Source organism: Bradyrhizobium sp. USDA 3315 (assembly GCF_054056795.1).
The window spans coordinates 3,085,849-3,099,292 of sequence record NZ_JBSRYP010000001.1; the positions used below are offsets into that span (position 1 = coordinate 3,085,849).

Annotated in this window: 12 protein-coding genes; 7 read left to right on the plus strand and 5 right to left on the minus strand. The window is 65.2% G+C overall.

Annotated features, from left to right (window positions below; genetic code table 11):
- Positions 1-118 precede the first annotated feature (118 nt).
- Positions 119-1,633 (minus strand): helicase HerA domain-containing protein, encoded by a 1,515-nt coding sequence (locus tag ACVIYL_RS14150; RefSeq protein ID WP_456778879.1) that lies wholly within the window; start codon positions 1,631-1,633, stop codon positions 119-121.
- Positions 1,634-2,070: 437 nt separating this feature from the next.
- Here ACVIYL_RS14150 and ACVIYL_RS14155 point away from each other — a divergent pair, with 437 nt between their 5' ends.
- Both ACVIYL_RS14155 and ACVIYL_RS14160 read left to right on the plus strand, forming a co-directional pair.
- Positions 2,071-2,289, plus strand: a complete 219-nt coding sequence (locus ACVIYL_RS14155) for a hypothetical protein (RefSeq protein WP_456778880.1) — start codon at positions 2,071-2,073, stop codon at positions 2,287-2,289.
- Between the two features lie 107 nt (positions 2,290-2,396).
- Positions 2,397-3,686 (plus strand): MFS transporter, encoded by a 1,290-nt coding sequence (locus tag ACVIYL_RS14160; RefSeq protein ID WP_456778881.1) that lies wholly within the window; start codon positions 2,397-2,399, stop codon positions 3,684-3,686.
- A 59-nt stretch (positions 3,687-3,745) separates the two neighbouring features.
- Here the strand turns inward: ACVIYL_RS14160 and ACVIYL_RS14165 are convergent, their stop codons facing one another.
- From ACVIYL_RS14165 to ACVIYL_RS14175, 3 genes are all read right to left on the minus strand, one after another.
- A complete protein-coding gene (locus ACVIYL_RS14165) occupies positions 3,746-4,918 on the minus strand; it encodes an OpgC domain-containing protein (protein ID WP_456778882.1) in 1,173 nt (390 codons plus the stop codon).
- Between the two features lie 283 nt (positions 4,919-5,201).
- Positions 5,202-5,816, minus strand: coding sequence for a TetR/AcrR family transcriptional regulator (locus ACVIYL_RS14170; protein ID WP_456778883.1), 615 nt, complete (start codon positions 5,814-5,816; stop codon positions 5,202-5,204).
- Positions 5,817-5,968: 152 nt separating this feature from the next.
- Positions 5,969-7,141 carry an acyl-CoA dehydrogenase family protein gene (locus ACVIYL_RS14175; RefSeq protein ID WP_456778884.1) on the minus strand — a complete coding sequence of 391 codons (1,173 nt, stop codon included), beginning with the start codon at positions 7,139-7,141 and terminating at the stop codon, positions 5,969-5,971.
- Between the two features lie 89 nt (positions 7,142-7,230).
- Between ACVIYL_RS14175 and ACVIYL_RS14180 the strand changes: the two genes are divergently transcribed.
- Together ACVIYL_RS14180 and ACVIYL_RS14185 are read left to right on the plus strand one after the other, a co-directional pair.
- Positions 7,231-7,647: an AMP-binding protein gene (locus tag ACVIYL_RS14180; protein ID WP_456778885.1), complete on the plus strand. Its 417-nt coding sequence runs from the start codon at positions 7,231-7,233 to the stop codon at positions 7,645-7,647.
- Positions 7,648-7,759: 112 nt separating this feature from the next.
- Positions 7,760-8,854 (plus strand): asparaginase, encoded by a 1,095-nt coding sequence (locus ACVIYL_RS14185; RefSeq protein WP_456778886.1) that lies wholly within the window; start codon positions 7,760-7,762, stop codon positions 8,852-8,854.
- On the opposite strand, the gene ACVIYL_RS14190 is transcribed toward ACVIYL_RS14185, so the two are convergent.
- Positions 8,833-9,366, minus strand: coding sequence for a sigma factor-like helix-turn-helix DNA-binding protein (locus ACVIYL_RS14190; RefSeq protein WP_456778887.1), 534 nt, complete (start codon positions 9,364-9,366; stop codon positions 8,833-8,835). The genes ACVIYL_RS14185 and ACVIYL_RS14190 overlap by 22 nt on opposite strands.
- A 184-nt stretch (positions 9,367-9,550) precedes the next feature.
- Between ACVIYL_RS14190 and ACVIYL_RS14195 the strand changes: the two genes are divergently transcribed.
- From ACVIYL_RS14195 to htpG, 3 genes are all read left to right on the plus strand, one after another.
- Positions 9,551-10,531, plus strand: a complete 981-nt coding sequence (locus ACVIYL_RS14195; RefSeq protein WP_456778888.1) for an AraC family transcriptional regulator — start codon at positions 9,551-9,553, stop codon at positions 10,529-10,531.
- Between the two features lie 60 nt (positions 10,532-10,591).
- Positions 10,592-11,398: an MBL fold metallo-hydrolase gene (locus tag ACVIYL_RS14200; RefSeq protein WP_456778889.1), complete on the plus strand. Its 807-nt coding sequence runs from the start codon at positions 10,592-10,594 to the stop codon at positions 11,396-11,398.
- 91 nt (positions 11,399-11,489) lie between these two features.
- The gene (htpG, locus tag ACVIYL_RS14205; RefSeq protein ID WP_456778890.1) at positions 11,490-13,352 is read left to right on the plus strand and encodes a molecular chaperone HtpG; all 1,863 of its coding nucleotides are present in this window, start codon (positions 11,490-11,492) and stop codon (positions 13,350-13,352) included.
- The last annotated feature ends 92 nt before the right edge of the window (positions 13,353-13,444 follow it).

Below are 13,444 nucleotides of genomic sequence, written 5' to 3' on the forward strand. Positions count from 1 at the left end.
GGCAACCAAGATCGCTCAACCGGCAAAGATGAAAGGGCCCGCCTCCTGGCGGGCCTTTTTCTTGTCTTGCAGCGCTTTCGCGATGCCGCTCAACACCTAACGCCTGCTCAGTACCTGATCACAGCGACGAGCCGTTACAGGCTGCTTCCGCCGCCTGGTCGTCCACATTCGGGTCGGCCGCGGCCGTGGCCCAGGCGAGCTCGACGAGGGTCACGATCCGCCGGCCGGCACCGTCGAGCTGGCAGACGATCAGGCCTTGTTCCTCGATGTAGGTCAGAAGATGCCGGGCGCGGCGCAGCGAATGCGTGCCGTAGGCGCGGGCGATCGCAGCATCGCTCGGGCACGGCCAGCCCTCTTTCGCGGCGCGGGCGATCATCATGAAGACGCCCTGCATGTCCTCGGGCAGCAACGCGGCGCGCAGCGAGACGTCCTGCCAGGCGTCGTCGTCCGCGACATCGGCGCCGAGCCCGGCGCGGGCGCGCGTCAGCATCCGGCGGAAGTCCGTCAGCTCCGGCACCACGGCACCGAGGCCCTCGATCCGGCAGCGGACCACGAACTCCTGATAGAGCACGCCGATGGCGCGGAAGCCGGCGTCGGGCTCGGCGAGGATGGCGCGCAGGATACGGTCCAGCCGTTCCCGCCGCTCGGCCATTTGCTCGGCGCTCGGCGGCGGCTCCGCAGCTTCGGGATCTCGCTCCGCTGCCGGCTGCTTGGCGGCCATCAACTGGCTGAGCAGGTCCGGCGACGGCGTCCGGCGCTGCGGCCGCACCGCTTCCGGCGGCGGAGCGGCGAGGATGATCGCGCGTGCGTCCTCCAGTGCCGCTTCAGGCAGCGGCATCAACCGCGGCGCCGCGTTGCGCGGCTGGGTGTCGGTCGGACCGATGCGCAAGCCCAGCGGACGCCGGGACAGTGCAGGTCCCAGCGCCATGAATTGTCCGCGCTCGAGGTCGCGGAAGGCTTCCGCCTGCCGCCGTTCCATGCCGAGCAGGTCGGCGGCGCGCGCCATGTCGATATCGAGGAAGGTGCGGCCCATCAGGAAGTTCGACGCCTCGGCCGCGACATTCTTGGCGAGCTTCGCCAGCCGCTGGGTTGCGATGATCCCGGCAAGCCCGCGCTTGCGGCCGCGGCACATCAAATTGGTCATCGCGCCGAGCGAAAGCTTGCGCGCCTCGTCGGACACCTCGCCCGCGACCGCCGGCGCGAACAGCTGCGCCTCGTCCACCACCACCAGCATCGGATACCAGTGGTCGCGGGCGACGTCGAACAGCCCGCCGAGGAAGGCCGCGGCGCGCCGCATCTGGTTCTCGGCGTCGAGTCCTTCGAGATTGAGCACCGTGGAGACGCGATGGATGCGCACGCGCTCGCCGGCGACCTGCAGGCTGCGCTCGGTGTGGTCCTCGGCGTCGATGACGAGGTGGCCGAATCGTTCCGCCAGGGTGACGAAATCACCTTCGGGATCGATGATGGTCTGCTGCACCCAGGGTGCGCTCTGTTCCAGCAGCCGGCGCAGCAGATGGGATTTGCCGGAACCCGAGTTGCCCTGCACCAGCAGGCGTGTCGCCAATAGCTCCTCGAGGTCGATGGCCGCCGAAGTGCCGGCCGTCGTTTGTCCCATCTCGATCGCTACGGTCATGTCCCGACTCAAATTGCCTTGCGGAGAGGCGGCTTAACAAGCTGATCGCGCCGCGTCGAGCGAACCGCACCATCATCCCCAGGCACGGCCGGGAGGCGGACAATGCGGATGCTCGCCAAGCGAGATGAAGTTTGATCAAGCCACTACAACGTGTTTAGCTTGCGTCTCTGATGTAGATTTTTTCGAACCAGTTCCAGTTCAGCTGCGCGATCCGGCCCGGTTCGGACCCGCTCTTATTCAGTCAGCCCGTCGAACTCTCAGCCCGACGAACTCAATGTCTGAGTTCAACTACGACGCATTCATTTCCTACATTCTTCCCGATCCAAACGGGAGTGATCCCTGCTTGCAAGGCTCGCGTTGTCGAAGGCATCCGCCAAAAATCGAAGGTTTCACGGATCTTATCCCCGCTCACGCGCGCACGCGGCGGAGTGATCCTGATGTCGGCAGCGAGATGGTCGATCATCTTCCTGGTGCCGGTGCTGAACTTCGCCGTTATCGCATTCGGGCTGGTCCTGGCGCTGCTCGGCGACGGGATCTGGGACCAGGCGTCCTGGATCGCACTTGCCGTGCCGCTTGTCGTCATCGCTTTCTACATGTTCCGGCGTTCCGCGCGTCCTTCGCAGAAGGAGCGAGCGTTCGCGGTGACGCCGAAGTGATCGGCGTCGCTATTCTCATGCCGGATACCTCCGTCCCGTTTGCCGGAGATGTCCCGTCGCGCAAACCTCGGCATAGTCCGCCGCACAAAAGAAACGTGCGAGGAAACATGACTGAGAGCACCGTCGATACACTTGCGCCGTCGGTCGCGGCGCCTGGCGCAGTGTCGCCGCGAAAAGTGTTTTGGGCGACCTGGTTCGGCTGGATGCTCGATGGCTTCGATTCGTCGATGTACGCCTACATCCTGGTCGGCGCGTTGAGCGAATTGCTGCCGGCCAGCGGCATCGAGCCGAGCAAGGCCAATATCGGCATCTATGGCGGGCTGTTGTTCTCGATCTTCATGCTGGGCTGGGCCTGCTCGATGGTCTGGGGCTGGGCTGCGGACCGTTACGGGCGGGTCCGGATCATGTGCTGGACGGTGCTGGTCTACTCGCTGTTCACGGCGCTGTGCGGGCTTGCGACCGGTATCGTGATGTTCGCATTGTTTCGCTTTGTTGCCGGCTTCGGCATCGGCGGCGAATGGGCCGCGGGCACACCGCTGCTGCAGGAATCCGTGCCGGAGAATACGCGGGTGCGGCTCGCCGGATGGCTGCACACGGCGACGCCGACCGGGCTGTTCCTCGCCGCCGCCGTCACGCTTGCGATCGGCAGCACGCTCGGCTGGCGCGGCATGTTCCTGCTCGGCATTCTGCCCGCTCTCCTGATCGCGTATCTGCGCAGCAACATTCCCGAACCCGAGCGCAGCGCTGCGCGCGAGCAGCCGTCGGTCGCCGCCTTGTTTGCCGGCGATCAGGCGCGCACCACCTGGGCCGCGGCGCTGATGATGGCCTGCATCATCTTCGGCCTGTGGTCGTCGAACTTCTGGGCCCCCACCGTGATCTCGACCAAGCTGGTCGCCGCGGGCGCGACGCCGGCGCATGCGCAAGAGATGGGCGCGGTGGCCGGCCTGATCACCAATGTCGGCACGCTGATCGGCTGCCTCCTTGTACCATGGCTAACGACCTGGCTCGGCAGCCGGCGCCGCACCGCGGTGCTGTTCTTCGTCGGCGGGCTGATCTCCGTCGTGGTCTCCTATGAGGTCGCGATCGAATGGCTCGACAGCCTGACGCTGTTCATGGTGCTGCTGCCGGTGCTCGGCTTCTTCACCAACGGCGTGTTCGGCCTGTTCACGATCTGGCTGCCGGAAATGTTTCCATCGGCACTGCGCGGCTCGGGCTCCGGCTTCGCCTTCAGCATGGGCCGCGTGCTCGGCGCCGCCGGCCCGACCCTGATCGGCGCGCTCGCCGCCCGCACCGGCAGCTTCCCGCTGGCGATTTCGATGCTGTCGCTGATCTATGTGGTCGGCCTGCCGCTGATCGCCCTGGCGCCGGAGACGGCCGGCAAGCCGCTGGCGAGATAGCAGGCTACTTTGCGCGTTGCGCGCGGCTTCGGCCGCGCGCCGTCGCGTCAAGCGGTGGCTTACTCCGCCGGCTTCGCGGTCACCGGCGCCTGCGCAGCCGCAGGTACCTTCGCGGGTGCCTTGTCGACCTTCTTCGACCAGGAGCGGTAATAGGCGAGCGCGGTCATCAGCACGATGCCGACGATGCTGACCGCGATCTGCATCCAGATGCTGCCGGAGACCTCGACCAGCAGCACATGCGCGATGACCGCGAGGAAGACGCCGGTGCAGAATACTTCGAGCGACTGCTGGCCGCATTTGATGATCGGCTGGAAGATCGGCCATTCATACCCGGGCCACTCTCGCGGCAGGAAGCGCGTGACGAAGAAGGCCAGGACGATGAAGTGCAGGACGCGATAGGGCGCGAGGTTGGTCTTGTCGTTCGGATTGAAGGCGTCATAGAGCCAGGCCGGCATCGCCTGCCCGAGCTCCGGGAAGCGGCCCGCCAAGGTCATGACCAACGCGAACAGCAGATAGGCGCCGCCGAGCCAAAGGAAGGCGCGCGACCGGATGAACGTGATCGATTCGCTCGCGCCGCCAAGCGCGAACCAGCCGCCGAACACGAACAGGAACTGCCAGCAGAACGGATTGAAATACCATGAGCCGGACGGATAGGCCGGCAGGTTCCAGCCGAATTGCCGCGCCGCGAGATAGAGCAGGAACGAGGCCAGCAGCGTCAGATTGAGCTTGCGCAGCATCGCCCACAGCACCAGCGGATAGCACAGCATCAGCGCGATATAGAGCGGCAGCACATCCATGTTGACCGGTTTGAACGCCAGGATCAGGCCCTGATAGAGCGTCTCGGCCGGGTTGTGCATGAAGCCCGCGACGTTGAACTCGTTCTGCAGGTTGGGGTCATGGTAGCGCTGGGAGAGATAGCCGATCTCGGCGATATAGATCACGAACAGCAGGACGTGCGCGACATAGATCTGCCAGGCCCGCTTGATCAGGCGGGTGGCGCCGATCGCGGTGCCGCGCTCGAGCATCATGCGCGCATAGACGAAGGATGCGGTGTAGCCGGAGATGAACACGAACAGATCGGCCGCGTCGCTGAAGCCGAAATTCTTCTGCGTGATCCAGTTCACCGCGTTGTTCGGGATGTGATCGAGATAGATCGCCCAGTTGGCAAAGCCGCGCAGCAGATCGAGGCGATAGTCGCGGCCACGCGGCGGCAGAACAGCCTTGACGTCCATCGGTACGCTCCCATCCCGAGCGCCCGCGTGTCCGGTCGCGGGTCGCCCACGACGTCATACTAGAACAGGATTTCGACGGTTGTGTATTGGTTTTCCGGAAACGGATCGCCGCCACAGCCGGCCAAACAGCGATGAATTTGGATCAAATCGTTCGCGCCGCGAACCGCGCGGTGCGTAGGATGGGTAGAGCGAAGCGAAATCCATCGCTCCGTGTCGACCTGACGAATGATGGGTTTCGCTTCGCTCTACCCATTCTACGAGAGCCGACCGCGCACCAGCGCGGCTAACGCTGCACAAACCCGTTATGTAGCGTGGTGAACAGCGCCTTGCCCTTCTTCACCAGATCGTATTTGCGGCCGTAAAGCAGCCAGACCGCGGTGAGGTGGCACATTCCGCCCATCATCAGCGACATCGCGGTGTAGGGATCGAGATTGCGGCGATAGCTGCCGGCGCGGCTCGCCTGCTTGATCAGCTGCACATAGCGCAGCGCGTATCTGTCGACCGCCTTCTTGATCCGCGGCTCGGCGGCAAGCACGCTCGGCCAGATCTCGAGGAAGAACACCCGGCCCCAGCTCGGGTTGTCCTTGATGTACTGGAAGTTGGTGAGGAAGATGATGCGGAGCTGCTCGACGGGATCGCCACCCTTGACCAGCAGCGGCTCGGTCTTCTGATAAAGCGCCTCGAAATTGCCCTCGGGCACATCGAGCACCAGCGCGCGCTTGTCCTCGAAATAATCATAGATGCTGGAGAGCGGTACTTTCGCCGCGGCGGCGACCTCGGTGAGCGAGGTTCCGTCGATGCCTTTTTGGCCGAACAGCTTGGTGGCCGCCGTGAGGATCTGCTCGCGGCGGTCGCGGCTGCGTTGCTGCTTGAGCTTGAGTGTCGTCCCCGAAGCCACGGTGGTCTCCAAGAGCGTTTTCGCGCGAAGTGGATACCGGTTCGCGCAAGGAAAACGCGTCAAAGCAAGAATCTCGTCTCGTAAAAACAGTAAGGCAGCGGGATCGGAACACAAGCGCCATTGCGACGGCATACAGCGGTAAAGCCCATGGGTCACACCGGCGTGTTCCGCCGCTCATGTGTGCGGAACGCGTTGCGGGCAATGATCTGGCGCATGATCTCTGAGGTGCCGTCCAGAATGCGGACCACCCGCGTTTCCCGCCAGATGCGCTCGATCGGCAGGTCCCTGGAATAACCGGCACCACCGAACAGCTGCATGGTCGTGTCGGCGACGCGCTGCACCATGTCGGCGCCGGTATATTTGGAGAGCGCTGCCGCGGCGGTGCGGGCGGCGGCATCGCCCTGGTCGTAACGCCAGGCTGCCTCATAGGCGACAAGCCGCGCGGCATGCAGCGAACTCGCCATGTCGGCGATCTGCCACTCGATGCCCTGATGGTCGCGCAGCTTGCGTCCGAACGTCTCGCGCTCCGAGACATGGTCGAGAGCGTAGTCCAGCAGCTGGCTCGCCGCGCCGACGCAATAGGCGCCCCAATGGGTGCGCCCGGCATCCAGGCACCGCATCGCGATGGCGAATCCTTCGCCCTCCTGTCCCAGCAGATTCTCGCGCGGAACACGGCAATCCTCGAAGATCACTTCGGCGTGCTCCGAGCCGCGTCCGGCAGCCATCTCGACCAGGCGGCCGATGGCGAGGCCCGGCGTCTTTGCGTCGACGACAAAGGCCGCGATGCCCCTGGCGCCGGCGGAGGGATCGAGCGTGGCGAACACCGTGAAGACGCCGGCCGCGGGCGCATTGGTGATATAGGTCTTGCGGCCGTCGAGCACGTAATGATCGCCGTCCCGCCGCGCCCGGGTCTGGATCCGGGCGGCATCGGATCCGGCATTCGGTTCGGTCAGCGCGAACGCGCCGATCACCCGTCCGCTGGCGAGTTCCGGCAGCCATCGGTCGCGAACCGCCGGCTGCGCGTAGAGCTCGATTGCCTTTGAGCCGATGTGAACGTTGACCCCGCTCAGATAGTAGAAGGCGGTGTGGGCCTTCGCGAGCTCCTCGATCGCGATGCAGCTGCCCAGCATCGAGAGCCCGAGGCCGCCGAATTGCTTCGGCGTGTTGGTGCCGAACAATCCCATCCTGCGCAGGCCGGCCATGGCGCTGTCCGGCACCTTGCCGGTTGCCTCGATGGCGACATCGTGCGGCTGCAGCTCGCTGCGCACGAATTCACGCACCCGGCCTTGCAGAACGCGGAGGTCGTCGGGAAGCTCAAAATGCATGGCGCACCAAAAGTCGAATAATCTTCGAAAAATGTTGCGCCGCTTCCCGGCAGATGTCAAGGTTTTGCGGAAGTTCCGGAGAACACGGGATGCTCGCAGGCTTGATGCAGCAGGTCCCGCTCACCCTCAATCTGGTGAGAGAACGGGTCGCGGATCTCTATCCGGACAAGACGGTGATGACGCGGTATTGCGACCGCATCCATGTCATCAGCTATGCGGAGCTGCTCGGCCGCGCGGGCCAGCTCGCCAACTTCCTCGCCGAGATCGGCGTCGAGCGCGGCATGCGCGTTGCCACGCTGGCCTGGAACTCGCGCCGTCACCTCGAGCTTTATGTCGCCGTGCCCTGCATGGGCGCGGTGCTGCACACCACCAATGCGCGCCTGCACGCGCCGGACATCGCAAGACTGCTCGCCCACGCCGAGGATCGGGTGCTGTTCGTCGATCGTTCGATCTGGCGAACCGTCGGGACGGAGATCGAGCTGCGCAACACGTTTGAAGCTCACTAAGCGCTTCAACCCAGCTTCCGACCATCGCATCTTCCGCCGCAACTTTGTCCACTTGTTACGGGACAAAACCACGAGTTGTGGACTGGCGACCTGTCGCTTTGGGGAGAAGATCATGCCACGTTCGTTTCAATCCAATTATTCCGTTCGGCTCTTCCTCGGCCTCGCCGCCGCCCTCACGATCGGGCTTGCCTCGCCGGTATCAGCGCAACAGGCCTCCGGCACCGCGCTGGCCCGCGTGCTCGTGCTCGGTACCGGCGGCACCATCGCGGGGCAGGCCAGCGCACGCGCCGGCAACGCCTATGACTCAGGCAAGGTCAGTGCAGCGAACCTGGTCGCGGCGATCCCGGGCATCGATAAGCTCGCCCAGATGTCGGCCGAGCAAATCTCGTCGATCGGCTCGCAGGACATGAACGACAAGGTGTGGTTCGACCTCGTCAAGCGCATCCGCGCGGCCATCGACAACAAGGAGGTCGACGGCGTCGTCATCACCCATGGCACCGACACGATGGAGGAGACCGCGTTCTTCCTGCAAAACGTGCTCGACACCGACGTGCCGATCGTGCTGGTCGGATCGATGCGGCCCTCGACCGCGATCGGCGCCGACGGTCCGGCCAATCTCTACGAGGCGATGCGGGTCGCCTCGGCCCCGGAATCCCGCGGCCGCGGTGTGCTCGTGGTGCTCAACGACACCATCCATGCCGCGCGCTGGGTGCAGAAAACCAACACCACCAGCGTCGAGACTTTCCGCTCGCCCGATGCCGGGCCGGTCGGCTATGTCGACACCGGCTCGCTGCGCTTTCTGCAGCCGGCCGCTCCAGCCAGGGGTGCCAAGCTGAAATTGCCGGATGCGCCGCCCTTGCCGCGGGTCGACATCATCTATTCGCACGCCAACATGGACGCCGCTGAAGTCGAGGATGCGGTCAGGCGCGGCGCCAAGGGCATCGTGCTGGCCGGCGTCGGCGACGGCAATTCGTCGAAGGGCGCGATCGATGCGCTGGCCGCCGCGGCGAAACAGGGCGTCGTGGTGGTGCGCTCGACCCGGGTCGGCTCAGGCTTCGTCAACCGCAACGTCGAGGTCGAGGACGACAAGCTCGGCTTCGCGGTCTCGCTCGATCTCAACCCGCAGAAGGCGCGGGTATTGCTCGAGCTCCTGATCGCGAACGGCATCACCGAGCCATCGGCGGTTCAACAGGCGTTCGCGCGGTAGACCACCGGTTTTGAGGCGCCTGCCGGCTTCGCCTGCGCGGCCTTTTTCGCCGCGCGCCGCGCCGCGAGCAGCAGGGCGCGCGCTTCCGCGATGCGCGACATCACGGTAGTGACGGGAATGCCGGTGACTTCGGCGATCTCCTTGTAGGAGAGATCGATCAAGTCGCGCAGCGCGATGACTTCGCGGAGCAGGGCGGGCAGATCGTCGATCAGTTGCCGGATTGTTGCGCTGTCGCGCCGTTCTGGCGCTACATTCTCGCCGCCTAGTTCTTGGCCGAGTTTCTCCTGGCAAACGGCTTTGAGGATCGCGAGCAGCCACGGCCTGATGGCCGGGCCGCGAACGCCGTCGAACCGGCGCAGTGCGCGCAGATAGCATTCCTGCACGGCCAGTTCGGCGTCCGCCTCGCTTCGCATCAGCACCTGGGCGAACGCATAGGCATCGTCGAGACACGGCAATGCCGCGTCGCGAAACTGCTGCGCCGTTTTATTCCCGGCTTTCGCACTTCGCATCATAGGGTTGCATCTCGTGAATAGCTTTACCGGCAATCGGCGGAGTGGTATCAGGCTCCGCGCCGGAGTCGTGGACCGTCGCGCCAAGCGTAGGGACAGGAACGACGTGCGCACACGACATGCGCGCGGCGGGCAGCAAGCGATCGATCGTGTCAGCCCTGATCGATCGAGCGTCGGAGCGCGGATCATGTCCGAGACACAAGTGCCCAACCGGTTCTCGATCTTCCATCATGGGCTGGCGAAAGGGCCGGCCTATGAGGCATGGCGCGAAGGGATTTGCCGCGGCTTCTGCCGGCTCGACGTCGGACCGACCGACGACAACCGCATCGATTGCCACAACGAGTTCACGCTGCTGCATACGGTCGCCATCGCGACGCCGCGCGGCGGCTCGGCCCGCTTCGCCCGCACCCGCGCGCTTTTGAATGACGGCTGCGACGATCTTGTCCTGATCTTTGCGACGCGCGGCACGGTGCAGGTCACGCAGGCAGGCAAGGCGATCGAGCTTCAGCGCGGCCAGATGTGCCTCACCGAAATGAATATCGTCGGCACCGCCGATCTCACCCGGTCGGGCAGCTTTACGACGACGCGGTTTCCGCGGCGCCTGCTGCTCCAGATCGCGCCCTCGGCGGAGACGCAGCTGGCGCGGGCACTCGGGCGCGAGCCGGCCCTGGGCGCGATGATCGAGCGCTATTCCGTGCTCTGCACCGAGCTTGCCGGCGATCTGGACGTGCCCGGCCAGCGGGCAGCGGCGCACCATCTCGCCGACCTGGTGGGTCTCGTTCTCGGCAGCAGCGCCGAGACAAAGCAGCTGTCGGCACGCGACGGCGTGGCGAAGGCGCGGCTCGATCTGATGAAGGCCGATGTTCTCAAAAATCTCGACAACGGTAAGCTCACGATCGAAGCCATAGCAAAGGCGAATGCGCTGAGCACCCGCCAGGCGCAGCGCCTGTTCGCGTCCGCAGGGACGACGTTCTCGGAGTTCGTCCTCGAGCAGCGCCTGCTGCTGGCGCGCCGGCTGCTGCTGCACGAAGAGGGCGCCGGCCGCAAGGTCAGCGACATCGCCTATACGGTCGGCTTCAACGACCTCTCTTATTTCCATCGCGCGTTCCGCCAGAAGTTCGGCATAGCGCCGGCGGAGATGCAGATGGAACTGGGTCGCAAGCATTGAACACCTGCTGCCGCGGCGCTAGATCAGCAGACCAGCTTCATCGCAACGAGGGCGCTGCCAATGCCTCTGTGGACCTGCAAACAATGCGGCGCGCAATTTCCTGAAACCGCGACGCCACCGCCGGCTTGCCCGATCTGCGAGGACGAGCGGCAATACGTGAACTGGAAGGGGCAGGCGTGGCTGACGCGCGAGGAGCTCGCAGAGCGGCACAGACTGGTCTGGCGCGACGATCTCGGTCTCGTTGGACTTGCGCTCGAGCCGTCCTTTGCGATCGGGCAGCGCGCGCTGCTGGTGCCGGACCGCGGCGGCTGCGTGATGTGGGACTGCGTGCCGCTGGCAACCGCCGAGGCGATCGCGCATGTCAGATCGCTCGGCGGGCTGAAGGCAATCGCGATCTCGCATCCGCATTATTATGGCGCGGTCGCCGACTGGAGCGCGGCGTTCGACAATGCCCCGGTCTATCTGCACGGCGACGATGCACAATGGGTGACGCGGCCTTATCCGTCGATCGTGCCGTGGCAGGGGGACAGCCATCGCATCTCCGACGACATCCTGCTGGTGCGCGGCGGCGGGCATTTTGCCGGCGCCACCATGCTGCATTGGCGCAACGGCGCCGACGGGCGCGGCGCGCTTCTGACCGGGGATATCGCGATGGTGGCGATGGACCGCCGCTCGGTCAGCTTCATGTATTCCTACCCGAACTATATCCCGCTCAATGCATCAGCGGTCCGCCGCCTCGCGCGCGCGGTCGAGCCGCTGGCCTATGATCGGATCTATGGCGCCTGGTGGGGCAAGAACATCGCCTCCGACGCCAGGGCGGCGTTCGACCGCTCGGTGCAGCGCTATCTCGCGGCGATCTCGGACTGACGGTTCCGGCCGCTTTTGGCAACCTTGCCACGCGGCGCGATCGCGCTATATCAGGGCTTTCCCGCCCCTTACCGATTGTCCGAGTTTCCGCATGACCACAACTGCCGCTGCCGAATCCCAGCCGTTCCAGGCCGAGGTTGCCGAATTGCTGCACCTGATGGTGCATTCGGTCTATTCCGAGACCGATATCTTCCTGCGCGAGTTGATCTCGAACGCGTCGGATGCCTGCGACAAGCTGCGCTACGAGGCGATCGCCAATCCGTCCCTGATCACGGACGGCACGCCGCCGGAGATCAGGATCGTCCCGAACAAGGCGGCCGACACGCTCGCCGTGGTCGATACCGGCATCGGCATGGAGCGCCAGGAGCTGATCGACAATCTCGGCACCATCGCGCGCTCCGGCACCAGATCGTTCCTGTCGAAGCTCACCGAGGCCAAGGACGGCGCCAACCTGATCGGCCAGTTCGGCGTCGGCTTCTATGCCGCCTTCATGGTCGCCGAGAAGATCGTCGTCACCAGCCGCCGCGCCGGCTCGGACGAGGTGTGGGTGTGGTCGTCGGAAGGCGGCAGCGGCTTCGAGATCGCACCGGCGGGCGAAGAGGCCGCCCAGCGTGTCGCGCGCGGCACCGAGATTGTGCTGCATCTGAAGAAGGACGCCGCCAAGTATCTCGAGGCCTACGAGATCGAGCGCATCGTCCGCGAATATTCCGACAACATCCAGTTTCCGATCCTGCTGGTGCCGGAAGAGGGCGAGCCGCGCCAGATCAACTCGGCAAGCGCGCTGTGGCAGCGCTCGAAATCCGAGCTCAAGCCGGAGGATTACGCCCAGGCCTACAAGCAGATCGCCGGTGCGTTCGACGAGCCGGCGATGACGCTGCATTACCGCGCCGAGGGCCGGCAGTCCTACGCCGTGCTGCTGTTCGCGCCGTCGCAAAAGCCGTTCGACCTGTTCCAGGTCGAGCGCAAGGGCAAGGTCAAGCTCTATGTCCGCCGCGTCTTCATCGCCGACGATGCCGAGCTGCTGCCGGCTTACTTGCGCTTCATTCGCGGCGTGATCGACAGTGAGGATCTGCCGCTCAACATCTCGCGCGAGATGCTGCAGAACAATCCGCAGCTCGCTCAGATCCGCAAGGCCGTCACCGGCCGCGTGATCGGCGAATTGGAGACGCTCGGCGAGAAGGAGCCGGAGACCTTTGCAAATATCTGGGACGCGTTCGGCCCGGTGATCAAGGAAGGCCTGTGGGAGGATTTCGAGCGCCGCGACAAGCTGCTGGCGCTGGCGCGCTTCACCACGACGTCGGGCGAGAACCGCTCGCTGAAGCAGGTTGTCGACGACTTCAAGCCGAACCAGACCGAGATCTATTATCTGGTCGGCGATAGCGTCGAGCGGCTGAAGTCGAATCCGAAGCTGGAATCGGCGCGCGCCCGCGGCATCGAGGTGCTGCTCTTGACCGATCCGGTCGATGCGTTCTGGACCTCGGCGCCGCTCGATTTCGGCGGCAAGCCGCTGAAGTCGCTGAGCCAGGGCGATGTCGATTTCGGCCTGATCCCGCTTGCCGACGACAAGGACGACAAGAAGGACGAGCCCGCAGCCGACGCGGCGACCACGATCGCCGTGATCAAGGATGCGCTCGGCGAGCGCGTCTCCGACGTCCGCGCCTCGCAGCGGCTGACCGCGAGCGCGTCGTGCCTCGTCGCCGGCGGCGATGCGCGCGACCGCGCGCTGGAGCGGCTGCTCGCCCAGCAGAACCGCGGCGCGATCACAAAGCCGGTGCTCGAGATCAATCTGCGCCACCCGCTGGTCGCAGCGCTCGCGACCGATACCGCGCAGGCGAAGGACCTGTCGCTGCTGCTGTTCGAACAGGCGCAGATCCTCGACGGCGAGATGCCCGACGACCCCGCCGCGTTCGCTGGCCGCATGAACCAGCTTGTGCTGCGCGGATTGGGGAAGTAGAGCGCGAACTCTGAACCCGTCATCCTGAGCCCGTAGCCCGGATGGAGCGAAGCGCAATCCGGGACAGGTGCATCCGTGGATAGCGCGGCCCC